Raw genomic sequence first — 15,907 nt, forward strand, 5'->3', positions numbered from 1 at the left:
AAAATGAACTGACGGCCAGGACGGCCGACTTGGCAACCTATAAGGGACTGGTCGGTGCGCTGGAACGGTCCATGGCCGTGATCGAGTTCAGCCCGGATGGAAAAGTGCTTCGGGCCAACCAGAACTTTCTCAACACCATGGGTTATCGCGAAGATCAATTGGCGGGCTTGTCGCACCGCAATTTCTGTACCCCTGCGTTGGCCGGCAGTGCCGAATACCGCGAGTTCTGGGACCGGCTACGGTCCGGTCAATTCGTTTCCGGGACGTTCCAGCGGATCAGTGGCCAAGGCCGCAATGTCTGGCTGGAGGCCAGTTACAACCCCGTCCTGGATGAGCAGGGCAAAGTCGCGAAAGTGGTCAAGTACGCACTGGACGTCACCGCTCGGGTGGCCAGCGATGCGGAAATCCGTGGCCGGCTGGTGGCACTGGATCGGGCCATGGCGGTGATCGAATTTGACTTGGGCGGCAATATCCTGACCGCCAATGAAAACTTCCTCCAGACCATGAATTACTCGCTGGCGGAGATCAAGGGCAAGCACCATCGCTTGTTCTGCGAGACGAGCCTGGTCAACTCTTCCGAATACAGCGACTTCTGGCGTCGTCTCAATGCCGGCGAGTTCTTCAGCGGTCAATTCAAGCGCCTCGGCAAACATGGCAAGGTGGTTTGGCTGGAAGCCAGCTATAACCCGGTCTATGACGCGGAAGGCAAACTGAGCAAGGTCGTCAAGTTCGCCAGTGACATCACCGAACGGGTGGAAAAGTTCGAAGAAGATTCACGCGGTGCTTCCCGTGCGTACCACATTTCTTCCGAGACAGAGAGAGTCGCCGAACAGGGCGCCCAGGTGATCCAGCAAACCGCCAAGGAGATGCGCCAGATCGCCGAAAACATCGGCGCCTCCGCGCGCCTGGTCGGGCAACTGGGCGCACGTTCGGAGGAGATCACCGCCATCGTCAATACCATTCGCGGCATCGCCGACCAGACCAACCTGCTGGCGCTCAACGCCGCCATCGAGGCCGCGCGGGCCGGCGACCAGGGCAGGGGCTTTGCGGTCGTGGCCGATGAAGTCCGGCAACTGGCCGGGCGCACCAGCCGCTCGACCTCGGAAATCGCCGAGATGATCGGCATGATTCTCTCCGAAACCCGCGATGCGGTGGCCAGCATGAGCGTGACGCACGAGGGCGCGCTGCGCGGCGTTACCCTGGCGGACCAGGCGGGATCGGTCATCGTGCAGATCAGGGCCGGGACCACCGATGCGCTGGAGGCGGTGAGCATGTTTGCGTCCAAGCTCGACGAGTCGGAAGTGATTCCTAAAACGGCGATTGGCTGGGTCGGCTAGGTTGACGGCTGCGTCTGGGGGGGAGTCCAAGAGGGACCGCTCCCCAGACGGTTCAATAAAACGGGTGCCTCAATAGACCCGGTAATATTTCACCACGTCATCCACGAAATAAATGGTCAAGACGGTGCCCTGGGTCTGGCTCTGGCCGGTTTTCTGGCCGGTGACGCTACCGACGTCATTGGCAACACCCTGGGCTTTGGAAATTTGCGCGGAGGTGTCGTACATCTTCAGGCTCGTCTCGGTGGAGACATACTTGTGAGCCAGCTTCATGTATTTATCCAGGCCTTCTTCCCTTTTGTCATAAGTCCAGTTCGACTCATTGCTGGTGCTGGTCGAATTGAGCTCCTCGCTCGCCGGTGCGCCAAACATCTGGGTGATCTGGCTCTTGGTGGTCTTGCCCGGAATGATGGTTTGCTTCAGGTAACCGACGTTGTATTTCTGTGCGCCGGCGTTCAGCGAATTCATCAAGTCCCCCGTGTTTGTACAACCCCCCAGGACGCCCGCCAGCAAGCATAGTGCCATTCCGTTTTTAAGTGTTTTTCCATACTTGAAAGACATAAGACTCACCTTGAGTAATGTTCAGGACCGTTCCATTTCACCCAGCCAGGCGCGAAGTTGACCCAACAGCGCACGCCAGCGAATCATTCAATTCAATGCCGCACGCAGCGCCATCCACGAAACGTCGGAACGTGCAGGGCTGCACGCCGTGTTGCGTGAAAAGTTATATACCGGGGTGTTGGCCTTTAATGGCGCGCTGACAGCTTAGGGGGAGGGCAATGACGCAAGCTATAGTACAAGTGTGCTATGGCTTCGATGGGGCGCAGGACGGATAAACACTAAGGGAAACTTATGGTTATCCGATGCTTCAAGTCTGCTGTTTGCCAGGCCATTGGCTTGCGGTCGGATAATTGGAAAATTGAGCGGCAGCCGCCGCGCGGGTAGGGACATCCAGCGCCTTGAGCAAGCTTGAAACATGGATACGAACCGTAAAGGGTGAAATCCCCAATGCCTTGGCGATTTCCTTATTGGTCTTGCCGGCGGCGACCAGGCCAAGTACTTCCCGTTGCCGTGTCGTCAATTGGGACAACGCCGTTGTTTCGACATCGCCCAGGATCGAGTTCTCCGCATGGTATCTCACCACTACTTCGCCTTCGCGAATCGCCATGAAGGCTTCGGCGATGCCGGCCGGGTCGATGTTCTTGCCGATGAAACCGTCTGCGCCCAACGCAATGACCTGGTCGATGACGTCGATGTCCTCGACCATGGACACCACGATGATGGAAGTGCGTTTGAATTCATTGCGCAATTGGCTGATGACGTCCAGGGACTTGATGCCCGGGAAACGCAAATCGAGTACCAGTGAATCAATTTCCGCGCCTGTTCGGGCAAGCGCCAATACTTCGTCCAGATTACCCGCTTGTTCGATGACGGCGGTCGGCAAGAGCCTTTCAATCGTTCTCAGCATACCTTCGCGAAACAAGGGATGGTCATCCGCCACGATTACTCTGCAGGTCATGCGAAAGATCCTCCTGATCTTCAAGTCCTGGGCATCGTACCTTAAACAATGGCGCTGGGTTTCAATGTTGAAACAGACTTTTAGGACGGGAGATTCGTTTGAATATGACTGAAAAGAATAGCGAGTTGGACCAGGCCACGTTGCGATTGACCGTCGGTGCCTGTGCCTCGCTGTATATCTTCGTCGTGGCGAGCCTCTCGACCAGCGACTTCGCGACTTATGTACCGATCATGTGGTACATGACTTTTTTCTTCAGCGTCGCGATTCCGTTGCGCATGGCAATCAAGCGTTGGCCGGGGCATTTTTTCCTGCGTCGGCTGTTCGCCATGACGCTCGACTACGTGAGCCTGGCCTTTGCCCTGATCGTCGGCGGAGAGGGCGCACTGCCGCTTTACGCGGCGGTGCTGTGGGTCACGCTGGGCAACGGCATGCGCTTCGGCACGCGCTACCTGATGATCGCGACGTTGATTGCGTTGGCGACACTGGTGGCGATTTTCCTGTTAACGCCGTTCTGGCGCGGCCAGCCGTTCCTGTTCCTGACCCTGATCGTCACGACGATTGTGGTGCCCGCTTACGCGCACATCCTGTTGACACGCACCCGCATCGCTTCGGAGGAGGCGATTGCGGCAAATCAGGAAAAATCCCGGTTCCTGGCCCAGGCCAGCCATGACCTGCGCCAGCCGATCCACTCCATCGGCCTGTTCACCGCCTGCCTGCGCGATGCCAGGCTCGGTCGGGAGGAGCTACGGTTGGTGGACAACATCGACCGCTCGCTGCACATCGTGTCGCAACTGTTTCGTTCGATCCTCGACATCTACACCCTCGACAACGGCCAGCTCGAACCACAGGCCGAACCGGTAAACCTCGGGGCGTTGCTGCAGGATGTGGTCAAGCAGAACACCGAGGCCGCCCGTTGGGCCGGCGTCGAGTTGCGCTTGCGGCCTTGTCGGCATTGGGTGCAGGTCAATGCCGGCTTGCTGGCGACCATGGTGCAGAACCTCGTCTCCAACACGCTGAAATACGCCTCCGGGCAACCAGTGCTGATTGGCGTGCGTCCGAAAGGCGATGGCCTGGCGATCGTCATCTATGACAAGGGACGAGGCATTGCCGCCGAGCATCTGCCCGAGGTGTTCAAGGAGTTCTATCGGGTGCGTCACGTGCGGGACAAGGATGTCGAGGGGTTGGGCCTGGGGTTGTCGATCGTCAAGCGCATCAGCCACCTGATCAACCTGGATATCCGTTTGGATTCCAGGCTTGGGAAAGGCACCCGCGCGATGATCCAAGGCTTGGAAATGATCGCGCCGAGAACCCCTGTAGACAGGCCGGTCGCCGCTCAAAATCGTCTTCAGGGATTGCGGGTGTGCCTGGTGGAAGACGACTCCAACGTGCTGATGGCAACGTCGGCACTGCTGGAGAAATGGGGATGTGTCGTCGAGACCCACAGCGACGGGGTTGGCGTGACCAGCGACTGCGACATCATCATTGCCGATTTCGACTTGGGCACGAAGGTCTCCGGTGCCGAATGCATTGCGGCGATCCGTGAGCAGAGAGGCTGGGAGGTGCCGGCGATGATCATGACCGGGCATGAGATCGAGCGCATTCGCCACGCGCTGCACCACATGAACATTTCGATCCTGGCCAAACCGGTGCGGCCGCCGGAATTGCGGGCGACCTTGCTGGAGCTGACCAAGCACTTTGCCTGGCGGGTCTAGCGTCAACGTACTTCCAGGCCGCCAGCGCCGCTGGTCATTCCATTTCGTGCAACAGTGGATTTCAATCCGTGCGTATTCCTGCGCCGGCGCTTTGGGCAGAAGATGGCTCCACCGCACACACCGTTCGCCAACGGTGTGATTGGACCTCCCTGACCACAGCGCATTCACCCCGTTGCACAGCCGGGGGCGCAAGGAGTAGCTGATGAACGAAGCCACGAAAGCACAACCTTCGCCCTGGCATGAAGGTGAGTTGACCTTGCAGCGCTCCGTCGGGGCGGTGGAGATGATGGCCGGTGTCGGTCAGCGGCAACTGGCGCGCACCTGGATGCCGGACCAGCACCGTGAGTTCTATGCGCAACTGCCTTTCGTGGTGCTGGGGGCCGTAGATCGCCAGGGCGATGTCTGGGCGACCCTGCGCACCGGCCAGCCCGGTTTCATGAATTCACCGGATCCTGAAACGCTGCATATCCATTTCGATCCGCAGCCCGAGGACCCGGCCCAGGCGGGCATGGGCGAGGGCGATGCCATCGGGATGTTGGGTATCGAGTTGCACACCCGTCGGCGCAATCGCATGAATGGCGTGGTGCGCCGCCAGCTCGACCATGGCCTGGAGATTTCCGTGAGCCAGGCCTATGGCAACTGCCCGCGCTACATCAATCTGCGGCAATACAGCTTTGTCGATGAGCAGCCAGCCGTGTCCCGGGAACTGGCGGTGGCGGATCCGCTGGTTCGTCGGCTGGTCACGGCGGCCGATTCGTTCTACGTCGCCACCTACGTGGTGCGCGACGGCGAGCGCCAGGTCGATGCTTCCCATCGCGGTGGCAAGCCCGGTTTCGTGCGCATGGACGAGGACGGGACGCTGACCATCCCGGATTTTTCCGGAAACCTGTTTTTCAACACCCTGGGCAATATCCTGCTGAACCCTCGCGCCGGCTTGGTCTTCGTCGATTTCCAGACCGGCGATCTGCTGCAAATGAGCGGTTCGGCGCAGGTGTTGCTGGACGACCCGCAGATCGCCGCGTTCCAGGGCGCCGAGCGGCTGTTGCGGTTTACCCCGCAGCGCATTGTCTACCGTCCGGCGGCGATACCGTTGCGCTGGAAGGATCAGGCCGAAGGCGACTCGCCCAATTCACTGATGACCGGCAGTTGGGAGCAGACCGCCGAGCGTTTGCAGGCCGAAGCGCTGAGGACCCATTGGCGCGCGCTGCAGGTCACCCGCGTGGTGGACGAAAGCCACAACATCCGCTCGTTCTACTTGCAGACCACCGACGGTGCCGGCTTGCCCCGGTTCGAAGCCGGGCAGCATCTGCCTGTGCGGGTGTTGTTGGAGGGACAGAAGGCGCCGTCGATCCGCACCTACAGCGTGTCCAGCGCGCCCTCGGACGATTTCCTGCGCATCAGCGTCAAGCGCGATGGCGTGGTGTCGTCGCATCTGCATGAGCAGATCCAGGCGAGCCATGACATCGAGGCTCGGGCGCCACAAGGGCACTTCACCGTGAATCCCACCGAGCGCCGCCCGTTGGTGCTGCTGGCGGCGGGGGTCGGTATCACGCCGCTGTTGTCGATGCTGCGCGAGGTCGTCTACCAAGGGAAACGCATCAGCCGCATGCGCCCGGTCTGGCTGGTGCAGAGTGCCCGGCACGTGGCCGACCTGGCTTTTCGCGAAGAAATCGATGAGTTGGTGGCGCGGGCCGGTGACAAGCTGAAGGTGCTGCGCCTGGTCAGCCAACCGCCCACCGACGGCAAGGCCGGGCAGTGCTATGACGTGGCCGGCCGGATCGACGTGGCCCTGCTCAAGCAACTGTTGCCCCTGGACGACTACGATTTTTACTTGTGCGGCCCGGGTACCTTTACCCAGGCGCTGTACGACGGCCTGCGCAAGCTGCGCATCTCGGATGATCGCATCCACGCGGAGACCTTCGGTCCGTCCACGTTGGTGCGCGATATCGAGGTCAGCGTACCGGCGGCCGAACAGGTGCCGGCGGCGAGTGAGCCGGTGAAAGTGCTGTTCTCCAGCTCGGCCAAGGAGGCGCGCTGGGAACCGGGCAGCGGGACGTTGCTGGAGCTGGCCGAGGCCCGCGGGCTGAACCCGGAGTTCAGTTGTCGCGGCGGTTCCTGCGGCACCTGCAAAACCCGCATGACCCAAGGCCAGGTGCATTACCTGACCCAACCCGCCGAGCCGGTGGCCGATGGCGAAGTGCTGATCTGTTGCGCGGTACCGGCCCAGGGCAGCGAGCCTTTGGTGCTGGAGGCCTGAAACCGGCGATGCAGGCGGATTAGATCGTCCGCCTCACGCGTCCCGGCGCCTCGCCATAGAGTTCCTTGAATTTCTTGCTGAACGCCGCCTGGGATTGGTAGCCAACCTGCACGGCAATATCACTCAGGCCCAGATGGGAGTGGCTCAGCAGGCTGAACGCCAGCTCCATGCGCACCTGCGTCAGCAGCACCCACGGCGAGACGCCGGCCACTTTGACGAACGCCCGCATGAAGTTGGCCCGGGACATGCTCGCCAGGTCCGCCAGGCTTTGAATGGTCCATTCGTGGGCCGGGTCGTCCAACATGGATTGCCAGGCGCGGCCCAGGCGTTTATCGCCCAGCAGCGCCAGCGATCCGCTGTCCTGGCCGTGGTTCGCCAGGTGGGCCCGCAGGATCAAGGTGAACAGCGCCTGGGACAGCGCATCAAGGAGGAAGCGCGCGCCGACTTTGTTCGCGTCCGCTTCGGCACGAATCACATCGACCAGTGCCGGCAACGGCCCGTTGGCCGGCAGCGCACCGCTGGGGATCACCAGGTATTCAGGCAGCGACGCAAACAGCAGCGAGGCGCGATTGAAGTGGAATCCACCACAGAGCATGTCCAGTTCCGGGCTGGCACCGCCGATGCGATGGATCGGCAGTGTGGCGCCGCTGATGACCTTCGGCGAGGTCGGCGCCACGGTTTTTCCGGGGCTGTGCATGACATGCGGGGCGCCGCGAGGTAATAACAGGATGTCGCCGGCACGCATGGGCAAGCGCTGGCCGTCGGGAAACTCAACACGGCATTCCCCTGCCAGCACGATGTGGTAGGGCGCGTTGCCGAGTGTCTGCTGTTCGTGGTCCAGGGCCCAGTCACCCTGGAACTGACAACGCAGGTCCAGGCTGCCGCGGACGTTGGCCAGGCTGATGAGTTTATCGATGGCATTCATTTGAGCGTTTCGCGACAAAAGCTGAGCGGATCGAACAAACCCGACCCGCACCCAAGTGGAAAACTGAGGGCGTTGAAACAGTACACCCAACCCACTCAGGAGTTAATGCCATGTTCAATAATTGGTCCGAATTGTTGCCCACCATCCAGAAAGCCTTTGGTGCCCTGGGCCGCAGCAACCCGAAAATGGTCAAGGCCTATATGGCCCTTGGAGAAGCCGCCAGCGAAAACAACGTACTCGACGCCAAGACCCGCGAGTTGATTTCCCTGGCGGTGGCAATCACCACCCACTGCGACGGATGCATCGGGGTCCACACCGACGCCGCCATCAAGGCCGGTGCCAGCCGCGAGGAAGTCGCCGCCGCCTTGGCAACCGCCATCTCGTTGAATGCCGGTGCGGCGTATATCTACTCGCTACGCTCGCTGGAGGCGTACGACACGCTCAAGCAACCAGCCTGATCCTGCGCTTTGCCAAGCCCGGTGCACGTTAATGTGGCCGGGCTTTTTTGTGGTTGTTTCATCGACTGTAAGGCCGCCATCGCGAGCAAGCTCGCTCCCACAGGGATCGGTGTGTATGCCGGACTCGTGATGAAGCGAAATCCAGTGTGGGAGCGAGCTTGCTCGCGATAGCGATGGTTCGGTTGATGGGGATGTTGGCTGTACCGCCGTCTTTGCGAGCAATCTCCCACAGTTGGATCGGAGGTCGACCGGGAGAACCAGACGCCGATGTGCAATACACATTATGAGGAAACTAACCCGTCGCAGGGTGGCTCCTAGTGAAGGCACATCGTTGAATTCGGATCCCCCATGGAAAGAACCAGCCTGTACACGATCGGTCACTCGACCCGGACGCTCGAGCAATTCGTGGAGATCGTAAGAAGCTTCGAGGTCGAGATGATCGTCGACGTCAGGACGGTTCCAAGGTCGCGGACCAATCCTCAATACAACCTCGATACGCTGCCTGGATTGCTGGCGCCCCTCGGGTTGCAGCATGAGCAGATCCGAGAGCTGGGCGGCTTGCGAAAAAAGTCCGTGACGGTTCCCGATGACGTCAATGGATTCTGGGAAAACCGTAGCTTCCATAATTACGCGGATTACGCGTTGTCGGACGAATTCGAGGCGGGCCTGGATCGCCTCCGGGCGCTCAGCCGGACGCGACGGTGCGCCATCATGTGCGCGGAAGCGGTCTGGTGGCGCTGTCATCGCCGGATCATTACCGACTACCTGTTGCTTCGCGACGTCGACGTCTTCCATATCATGGACAAAGACAAGGCGACCCAAGCGGTCTTGAATCCGGCGGCACGGCGGTCCGGACTGAAACTGACCTATCCGGCAGTCTCCGACCCGGCAGCCGTTCCGTGAGGTTGTTTACGTCGCGCGTCACGCGTTTCCTCGCGCACGACCAGCCAGATCCCGACCGCAGACAGCGCCATCCCCAGCGCCATCTGCCATGACAATGGTTCATCGAACATTGCCCACGCCCATAGCATCGTAATGGGCGGACTCAGGTACAGGACGCTGGCGACACGGGTCGCCGAGGCTCGGCGCAGGCACAGCCAGTAAAGACCGTATCCGCCCATCGTCGACAACCCCGCCGTCCATAAGACGCTCAATACGAACCCGGTATTGGCTATCGGCGCCAGGCCGCCCTGCATGCCTTCGATCAGGGCGAACGCCAGGCCCGAGACGCAGCATTGCAGCCAGAGGTTGGGCAACAGGTCCATGGACTGCGAGGCTGGGAGTTGCTGTTGCCACAGCGTCGCGGCGGCGAGCGACAGCATGCCCAGCAACGGCAGGCCGTAAACCCACAAGGGCGCGCTGCCCCACGCCAATGCGCCATGGGTGCCGAGGGCGACGCCGGCCACGCCGACGAGCAAGCCAGCCCAGATCCGCGACGTCAGGCGTTGGCCGAGCACACCGGCGGCCAGCAGCGCGAGGCCCAACGGCAACAAGTCGGCGAACAAGGCCGCCAGCCCCGCCGGCACGCCCAGGGCAATGCCTTGGGTAATGCCGGCGAGATAGCCGGCCATGGCCAGCAAGCCGATACCGGCATTTTTCAGCAGCGCGACCCATGAAGTCTGCCGCAGCTGCCTGGCAACAAAAGGGAACAGCAAGAGCGTGACCAGGACGCAGCGCCAGAACACCACGAGCAACGGCGGCGCGTAATCAATGGAGAATCGTGCGCCGACGAAGCCGGAGCTCCACGCCACCAACAACGCGGCCTCGAGCAGCGGCAAAGGGATCAGCCCGTAGCAACTGGGGGACGAGGCGCAAGTGATCGATTTGGGCGAGTTCATGGTCACAGGCTACGAAAGCCGACTAATCTAATAAATCAAAATTTCCTGCAGCACTCGTTCACGAAGATTGAATCATGACAGCCATACTGGATATCGAACTGATCCGGACCTTTCATGCGGTTGCGCGAATCGGCAAGTTCAGCGCGGCGGCGCAACAGCTGCATAAAAGCCCGGCGGCGGTGAGCGTGCACATCCAGCGCCTGGAAGTGGTCGCCGGCGGTCGTCTGCTTGACCGTGACAATCAATCAGTCTCCCTGACTGCGCTGGGCAGGCGTTTGCTCGTTTCCACCACCGAGCTGCTCGCGACCCATGACCGGGTGCTGGCTGACCTCCAAGGCACACGGCTGGCGGGGCGCATCAGTTTGGGCGTGCCGGACGAATACGCCGACCATGTCATCCGCGACATCCTTCCGACCTTCACGGCTGCCTGGCCCAACGTGATCCTGGAACTCAAGACGGCACCCAGCTACGCCCTGCGCGAACAGGTGCAGCGCGGCAAGCTCCACGCGGCCGTGCTCACCCAGCCGATGGACCAGCCTTCGACAGGCGCACAGGTCCTGACTACCACGACGCCCGTTTGGGTCGGGGCAATCCACACGACAGCCAGCTCGACAGCGCCGCTCGCGCTCGCGGTGCATGCCACCCAATGCCCGTATCGCCAGGCGATGATGCAAGCGCTCAAGGACAGTGGCCGGCGTTTGCGCATCGTCCTGGAAAGCCCGTCCAACCAAGCCATCAAGGCCTGTGTCGAGGCCGGGTTGGCGATCAGCCTGATCGACCGCGCCCGTGTGACCGAAAACATGCGCATCCTTGATGACCTGCCGGTGATTGCCGACCACAAAGTGGTGTTCATGCGATCCGAAACGTCATACGCGGAAGAAGCGATTGATCTGCTTGGCGAGGCCATGCAACAGCGTTTTCGGCTGTAGGCAGAGGTCGGGTATTTCCTGGCGGAGAGGGGCAGGCGACCGAACGTTTCGCGCCCATACAATTTGGGTCGATCATGGCGAGGAGCTGGAGCAGCGTTTCAACGCCTAGGCGGCGCAGGCCGTGGACGCGGGGTTTATTCTTCGGACGGCCTTATCTGAAAAATGGTGTAGGGCAGGATCAGCGTATCGGCGACGAAACTCAGGGGCAGGTCGATGGCCGCCAACGGCGCAAACGCACTGGCGTACGTCGCGTTATCCTCCGTCACCGCTTCCTTGAGGATCTGGTAATCGAAGTACACCCCGCAGTAAGGTTGGACGCCGCAGAGCCCCCCGTTGCCAAAGGTTTCGTTGGCCGTCGCGCATCCTGTCAGCAGTGCGATGGTCAGAGCTGTTCCAATGATGCGCATGGCGTTCCCTCGTTGTTGGTGCGCGACTGTAGCATTTGTACCAGGCGGACCTGCATCTAGATCGAACAATGTGCTTTGCAGTCTCATCGCGCCTGCGACTATTTAAAAATCTCCATGCGCTTCTTGGCCCTGTAGCAGTCGTTGACGTCGATGGCTTTCTGGTAATACTCCAAGCGTCGAGCGCGGTTGATGTTTCCCTGTATTCGATAGATCTCCGCCTGGAAGTCACGACCGCTGCCCCATTGCATGGCGAATCCCACAGGTTCCTCTTTCCTGCATTCAAGCCTGACGACAGGCTGTGGAAAGTATTGTTCGTAGAGCGGAATGCTGGTTTCCATGGCTTGCAATGCAGCCTGGTACTCGGGCGTTTCGGTAAATGCGATGCACCAGGATGAGATTTCCAAAGCCGGCGGAGCGAAGCCTTGAGCGAGGCTTTGTTCAAACAGAGGGCAGGCTTTTTCTTTTATCACTTCGCTTGGAGAAAGCATCACGTAAATCAGCCCGAGACGATATTGGGCGACCGGATGATCAAGGGCTGCTGCTTGTTCCAGGAGGGGCATTGCGTGCTTGAGCAATAACCCAGCTTCTCCGGCCAGGTTCAGGGAGCGCTCCTTTTCCTGCGCTCCGGTAGTTGGCGTCTCGGCTGTAACTGCCTCGAGCTTGCTGTTCGCTTCTACTAGATATGGGACGGCCCGCTGATAAAGCGTTTCACCGCGTGGGTCTATAGGCAACGTCTTGGCCATGCACAGCTCAGACAACAGGCACGTCAGCAGGGCGTAGCTGCGAAAACTAAGCGACATTGATCGAGGGCTCCTTGGATCAACACTGAAATTGGCGGTGAAGATTACCGTATGGCCAATTGTTCATACCGTTTTTTATTCGCCGCACGCTGCCAGACGAGTCGAAGCGCACCAAAGCAACAACGCCACCGCACTGATCAACCCACCCAGCCAACTGACCGCGACCCAGCCCCAGAGCGCATAGACCTGGGTCGCTGCGACGGCTCCGAGGGCGCTGCCCATCGAGTAGAAGCACATGTAGGCACCGACCATGCGGCTTTGCGCGTCGGGGCGTGCGGCGAAAAGGAGGCTCTGGTTGGTGACGTGCACGGCTTGCACGGCGAAGTCGAGCAGGACCACGCCGCAGACCAGGGCGATCAGGGAGCTTTCGGCGAATGAGATGGGCAGCCATGCGAGCACCAGGAGCGCCAGCGACAGGCCGGTGACGCGTTGTCCGAACCCTCGATCGGCCCAGCGCCCGGCACGTCGAGCCGCCAGCGCCCCCGCAACGCCGGCCAGGCCAAACAGGCCGATGGCGGTGTGGGAAAGCGACAGCGGCGGGGCGCTCAGCGGCAGGACCATGGCGGTCCACAGTACGGAAAACGCGGCGAAGATCAGCAGGGCGAACAGGCCCCTGATCCGCAAGAGCGGTTCGGTCATGAACAGTTGGAACAACGAGCGGATCAATGCCGGGTAAGACTGTCGGTCAGGGGATGACACGACGGTGGGCGCCACTTTCCAGAACACCGCCGCGATGACCAGCATCAGCCCCGACGACACCAGATACACCGCGCGCCAACCTGCCAGGTCGGCGATCAATCCAGAGATGAACCGTGCCAGGAGAATGCCCAGCACGATAGCGCTGGTGAGCGTTCCGACCGCCTGCCCACGTTGGGCTGGGGCAGCCAGCGTGGCGGCATAGGCGACGAGCACCTGGACGACCACGGCCAGCAAACCCGTGACGATCATGGCACCCAGCAGGACCAGCCAATGCTGTGATGCGCCGACGCCCGCCAGGGCAATCACCGATAACGTAACCAGAGTGAGGATCAACCGTTTGCCGTCGATCCGGTCGCCCAGCGGGACGATGGAGAGCAATCCCAAGGCGTATCCGAGCTGCGTGGCGGTTACTACGCTGCCGATCGAGGCGGGGGCGACGTCGAGGCTTTCTGCCATTGAAGCGAGGAGTGGTTGAGCGAAATACACGTTGGCGACGGCCAGGGCGCAGGTGATCGAGAAGAGGAACGTCAGGCGGGGTGACAGGCCTTGGGGGAGGTGGGTGTAGGCGGTCATGGTGCTCCTTGATCCGGTTGCAATTAGAAACCTGTTTTATTTTTGCGCGATTAGGTTTTTAATTGCAACCAGATTATCTACACCGCCGTTCCCTGTGGGAGCGAGCCTGCTCGCGAACGCGGTGTCATTTTCGATGAAGGTGCTGGATGTACAGGCCTCTTCGCGAGCAGGCTCGCTCCTACAAGAACTCAAACAGGTCAACACGATGTCAGGACACGCTCCATCAACGAATAACGAATGCCCGGTAGCCCGAACACTGGACATCATCGGCGACCGCTGGTCTCTGATGATCATCCGCGACGCCTTCGACGGCATCCGCCGCTTCAGCGAATTCCAGAAAAGCCTCGGCGTCGCCAAGAACATCCTCGCCTCGCGCCTCAAGGCCCTGGTCGAGGCCGGCGTATTCCAGGTACAACCGGCATCGGACGGAAGCGCCTACAAGGAATATGTCCTCACGGAAAAAGGCCAGCAGGTCTTTCCGATCGTGATCAGCTTGAGGCAGTGGGGCGAGCGGTTTCTGTTCGCCGAAGAAGAGACAAGGTCGGTACTGCTGGACAACGCGTCAGGGCAGCCGCTGATGCCGATGGAGGTTCGCTCATCGACCGGCCAGGTCGTGCAGCCCGGGGATTGCCACAGGGTGAGACGTATCGTCAGCGAGTCATGAATGCGCGCCGGCCTATTCTGGCTGGGCAGGTTGTTGTTCATAGCGCCGCTGGATGCGGGACAACTCGCCGGACCGGCGTAGCTGCTCCAGTGCGCGATTCCATGCGGCGATCAATTCATCGTCACTGTCGGTGCTGAAGGCGATGTACAAGGACGAGCGGTAGAGCTCGATGGGAATCTGCCTCAGGGTGCCCGGCGGAATCTCCAATTGCCGGCTGTAATAAGCCACCCCTGCAGCCGTGTCGCCGACGATGATGCTGGTTCGTCCGGCGAGCAGCATGCGGTAGAGCAGCTTGCTTTCGGTTGCGCTTTTGTCCAGGTTGTTGAACCCCAGCGACTGCAGCGTCTGCGGCACCAGGCCTGCATGTCGGGTGGTGATCTGCGGGGCGTGCAGCAACTGTTCCAGGGAATTGATCGGCGGTGCGCTGGCCAACTGGTAGGCATGGATGGATTCTTCCACGATCGGTCCGACCCACTTGTACAAAGGCTCGCGCTCCGGCGTGCGGAATAACGAATACATGATGGTCTTGGGGCGGTTTTTCAGTATCTGCGTGGCGCGCATGCTGGGTTGCAACAGCACTTCGAATTTATCCCCGGTCAGCGCCATGATGGCCCGCACGATTTCCGTGGTCATGCCCGTGAGCTGATCGTGCTCGACATAGTTGTAGGGCGCCCATTCCTCGGTGACGACCTGATATTGCTCGTTTGCGGTCGCAGGGCCGAGCAACAGACAGAGCAGCGCTGCGGCAGGCATCGAATGCTTCACGTGTTCTCCTGATGGGCGGTTCGCTCTTCCTGAGCGAACCCAAGACAAGCATAGACCCAAACACGTGCCTGACGACTGCCGCAGCCGCGTTATGCGAACAACCTCTTAAACGCCCGGACGAATCAGCACCTTGCCGCAAGCATGCGCGGTGGCCACTTTTTCCACGGCCCCACGTGCCTCGGCCAGCGGGAACGTCGAATCTATGAGGACCTGCAGGTCGCCGGCCTGGAATTGTTCGATCGCCCTGGGCAGGAACGGCACTGCGGTCGAGAAGAAAACGAACTCGCCGGCATGCCCGTCCCGGGACGTTATGTCGAAGTCCACCAGCGAGGCGATCCGGCCTCCGGCGCCCAACACATGCCAGGAGGCTTCGAGGGTGTCGTCTCCGAGGGTATCGAGTACCAGGTCAATATCACGCACGTGTTCGAGGCTCTGGGTCCTGTAGTCAATGACCTCATCGGCGCCCAGGCTTTTCACCCGCTCGATGTTTTTTGCAGACGCTGTCGCTATCACATGGCAGCCCGCAAGGTGGGCCAGTTGCACGGCCATGCTGCCGACGCCACCGGCACCGGCGTGAATCAATACGCGCTGGTTGCGTCGCAGCCGGCCGACCTCGAACAATGCCAGCGCCGCCGTGCCGTAGGCAGTGGGCAGGGCGGCGGCCTGCTCGAAACTCATCTGTGGTGGGATGAGACAAAGTTCCGAGGCTGCGATGACCAGCGCCCTGGCGAATGCTCCACCGGCACTCGGCGCGGTCCGGCCCACCACGCGGTCGCCCGGCTGGAGGTCGCTCACCTGTTCGCCGACGGACTCGACCACACCGCTGAAATCCGTACCCGGCACGTAAGGCAAATCGACTGGAAAGATAGCTTGCATGTATCCGGCAATAATCTTCACATCCAGCGGGTTGACGCTGGCCGCTTCGACGCGGACCACGACCTCGTGAGGTTGAATCGCAGGCAACGTACGTTCACCTTCCTCGACGACATCCGGGCTGCCGAAGGTTTTAATCAAAGCGTTTTTCATC

Annotated in this window: 15 protein-coding genes and 2 pseudogenes; 8 read left to right on the forward strand and 9 right to left on the reverse strand. The window is 60.8% G+C overall.

Annotation, left to right across the window (positions count from 1 at the left end):
* Nucleotides 1-71: 71 nt before the first annotated feature.
* A pseudogene (locus Q7C33_RS08875) lies at nt 72-749 on the forward strand (PAS domain-containing protein); the annotation flags it as partial.
* Nucleotides 750-860: 111 nt separating this feature from the next.
* A pseudogene (locus Q7C33_RS08880) lies at nt 861-1,337 on the forward strand (methyl-accepting chemotaxis protein); the annotation flags it as partial.
* A gap of 69 nt (nt 1,338-1,406) precedes the next feature.
* Here the strand turns inward: Q7C33_RS08880 and Q7C33_RS08885 are convergent.
* Nucleotides 1,407-1,859: a hypothetical protein gene (locus tag Q7C33_RS08885; protein ID WP_080628567.1), complete on the reverse strand. Its 453-nt coding sequence runs from the start codon at nt 1,857-1,859 to the stop codon at nt 1,407-1,409.
* 343 nt (nt 1,860-2,202) lie between these two features.
* Nucleotides 2,203-2,853 carry a response regulator gene (locus tag Q7C33_RS08890; protein ID WP_030140587.1) on the reverse strand — a complete coding sequence of 217 codons (651 nt, stop codon included), beginning with the start codon at nt 2,851-2,853 and terminating at the stop codon, nt 2,203-2,205.
* A 104-nt stretch (nt 2,854-2,957) separates the two neighbouring features.
* Here Q7C33_RS08890 and Q7C33_RS08895 point away from each other — a divergent pair, with 104 nt between their 5' ends.
* Both Q7C33_RS08895 and Q7C33_RS08900 read left to right on the forward strand, forming a co-directional pair.
* Complete coding sequence (locus Q7C33_RS08895) at nt 2,958-4,565, forward strand: ATP-binding response regulator (protein ID WP_030140588.1); 1,608 nt, start codon at nt 2,958-2,960, stop codon at nt 4,563-4,565.
* Between the two features lie 202 nt (nt 4,566-4,767).
* A complete protein-coding gene (locus Q7C33_RS08900) occupies nt 4,768-6,822 on the forward strand; it encodes a 2Fe-2S iron-sulfur cluster-binding protein (protein ID WP_407683233.1) in 2,055 nt (684 codons plus the stop codon).
* Nucleotides 6,823-6,841: 19 nt separating this feature from the next.
* Here the strand turns inward: Q7C33_RS08900 and Q7C33_RS08905 are convergent, their stop codons facing one another.
* Nucleotides 6,842-7,747: an AraC family transcriptional regulator gene (locus Q7C33_RS08905; RefSeq protein WP_198796793.1), complete on the reverse strand. Its 906-nt coding sequence runs from the start codon at nt 7,745-7,747 to the stop codon at nt 6,842-6,844.
* A 110-nt stretch (nt 7,748-7,857) separates the two neighbouring features.
* Here Q7C33_RS08905 and Q7C33_RS08910 point away from each other — a divergent pair, with 110 nt between their 5' ends.
* Nucleotides 7,858-8,205: a carboxymuconolactone decarboxylase family protein gene (locus tag Q7C33_RS08910; protein WP_030140590.1), complete on the forward strand. Its 348-nt coding sequence runs from the start codon at nt 7,858-7,860 to the stop codon at nt 8,203-8,205.
* A gap of 348 nt (nt 8,206-8,553) precedes the next feature.
* Nucleotides 8,554-9,108 (forward strand): DUF488 domain-containing protein, encoded by a 555-nt coding sequence (locus Q7C33_RS08915; RefSeq protein ID WP_030140591.1) that lies wholly within the window; start codon nt 8,554-8,556, stop codon nt 9,106-9,108.
* On the opposite strand, the gene Q7C33_RS08920 is transcribed toward Q7C33_RS08915, so the two are convergent.
* The gene (locus tag Q7C33_RS08920; protein ID WP_407683234.1) at nt 9,072-10,043 is read right to left on the reverse strand and encodes a DMT family transporter; all 972 of its coding nucleotides are present in this window, start codon (nt 10,041-10,043) and stop codon (nt 9,072-9,074) included. The two genes, Q7C33_RS08915 and Q7C33_RS08920, sit on opposite strands and share 37 nt — an antisense overlap.
* A gap of 74 nt (nt 10,044-10,117) precedes the next feature.
* Here Q7C33_RS08920 and Q7C33_RS08925 point away from each other — a divergent pair, with 74 nt between their 5' ends.
* Entirely contained in the window at nt 10,118-10,972 is an 855-nt protein-coding gene (locus Q7C33_RS08925) for a LysR family transcriptional regulator (protein WP_407683235.1), read from the forward strand.
* A gap of 134 nt (nt 10,973-11,106) precedes the next feature.
* On the opposite strand, the gene Q7C33_RS08930 is transcribed toward Q7C33_RS08925, so the two are convergent.
* The 3 genes from Q7C33_RS08930 to Q7C33_RS08940 form a co-directional block, all read right to left on the reverse strand.
* Nucleotides 11,107-11,379, reverse strand: a complete 273-nt coding sequence (locus Q7C33_RS08930; RefSeq protein WP_198796796.1) for a YceK/YidQ family lipoprotein — start codon at nt 11,377-11,379, stop codon at nt 11,107-11,109.
* A gap of 98 nt (nt 11,380-11,477) precedes the next feature.
* On the reverse strand, nt 11,478-12,179 hold the full coding sequence (locus Q7C33_RS08935) for a hypothetical protein (protein ID WP_030140594.1): 702 nt from the start codon (nt 12,177-12,179) through the stop codon (nt 11,478-11,480).
* A gap of 75 nt (nt 12,180-12,254) precedes the next feature.
* Nucleotides 12,255-13,451 carry an MFS transporter gene (locus tag Q7C33_RS08940; protein ID WP_030140595.1) on the reverse strand — a complete coding sequence of 399 codons (1,197 nt, stop codon included), beginning with the start codon at nt 13,449-13,451 and terminating at the stop codon, nt 12,255-12,257.
* A 205-nt stretch (nt 13,452-13,656) separates the two neighbouring features.
* Between Q7C33_RS08940 and Q7C33_RS08945 the strand changes: the two genes are divergently transcribed.
* A complete protein-coding gene (locus Q7C33_RS08945; RefSeq protein ID WP_030140596.1) occupies nt 13,657-14,115 on the forward strand; it encodes a winged helix-turn-helix transcriptional regulator in 459 nt (152 codons plus the stop codon).
* 12 nt (nt 14,116-14,127) lie between these two features.
* Here the strand turns inward: Q7C33_RS08945 and Q7C33_RS08950 are convergent, their stop codons facing one another.
* Both Q7C33_RS08950 and Q7C33_RS08955 read right to left on the reverse strand, forming a co-directional pair.
* Entirely contained in the window at nt 14,128-14,868 is a 741-nt protein-coding gene (locus Q7C33_RS08950) for a substrate-binding periplasmic protein (protein ID WP_198796832.1), read from the reverse strand.
* 117 nt (nt 14,869-14,985) lie between these two features.
* Nucleotides 14,986-15,906, reverse strand: coding sequence for an NADP-dependent oxidoreductase (locus Q7C33_RS08955; protein ID WP_407683236.1), 921 nt, complete (start codon nt 15,904-15,906; stop codon nt 14,986-14,988).
* Between the last annotated feature and the right edge of the window lies 1 nt (nt 15,907).

The organism is Pseudomonas sp. BP11-1-1 (genome assembly GCF_052112105.1).
Classification (GTDB): domain Bacteria; phylum Pseudomonadota; class Gammaproteobacteria; order Pseudomonadales; family Pseudomonadaceae; genus Aquipseudomonas; species Aquipseudomonas alvandae.

Coding starts and splice junctions, on each gene's coding strand:
- Q7C33_RS08955 (WP_407683236.1), bottom strand. CDS start 15,906: ATGAAAAACGCTTTGATTAAAACCTTCGGCAGCCCGGATGTCGTCGAG.
- Q7C33_RS08890 (WP_030140587.1), bottom strand. CDS start 2,853: ATGACCTGCAGAGTAATCGTGGCGGATGACCATCCCTTGTTTCGCGAA.
- Q7C33_RS08895 (WP_030140588.1), top strand. CDS start 2,958: ATGACTGAAAAGAATAGCGAGTTGGACCAGGCCACGTTGCGATTGACC.
- Q7C33_RS08885 (WP_080628567.1), bottom strand. CDS start 1,859: ATGGCACTATGCTTGCTGGCGGGCGTCCTGGGGGGTTGTACAAACACG.
- Q7C33_RS08920 (WP_407683234.1), bottom strand. CDS start 10,043: ATGAACTCGCCCAAATCGATCACTTGCGCCTCGTCCCCCAGTTGCTAC.
- Q7C33_RS08925 (WP_407683235.1), top strand. CDS start 10,118: ATGACAGCCATACTGGATATCGAACTGATCCGGACCTTTCATGCGGTT.
- Q7C33_RS08935 (WP_030140594.1), bottom strand. CDS start 12,179: ATGTCGCTTAGTTTTCGCAGCTACGCCCTGCTGACGTGCCTGTTGTCT.
- Q7C33_RS08930 (WP_198796796.1), bottom strand. CDS start 11,379: ATGCGCATCATTGGAACAGCTCTGACCATCGCACTGCTGACAGGATGC.
- Q7C33_RS08900 (WP_407683233.1), top strand. CDS start 4,768: ATGAACGAAGCCACGAAAGCACAACCTTCGCCCTGGCATGAAGGTGAG.
- Q7C33_RS08950 (WP_198796832.1), bottom strand. CDS start 14,868: ATGCCTGCCGCAGCGCTGCTCTGTCTGTTGCTCGGCCCTGCGACCGCA.
- Q7C33_RS08945 (WP_030140596.1), top strand. CDS start 13,657: ATGTCAGGACACGCTCCATCAACGAATAACGAATGCCCGGTAGCCCGA.
- Q7C33_RS08905 (WP_198796793.1), bottom strand. CDS start 7,747: ATGAATGCCATCGATAAACTCATCAGCCTGGCCAACGTCCGCGGCAGC.
- Q7C33_RS08910 (WP_030140590.1), top strand. CDS start 7,858: ATGTTCAATAATTGGTCCGAATTGTTGCCCACCATCCAGAAAGCCTTT.
- Q7C33_RS08940 (WP_030140595.1), bottom strand. CDS start 13,451: ATGACCGCCTACACCCACCTCCCCCAAGGCCTGTCACCCCGCCTGACG.
- Q7C33_RS08915 (WP_030140591.1), top strand. CDS start 8,554: ATGGAAAGAACCAGCCTGTACACGATCGGTCACTCGACCCGGACGCTC.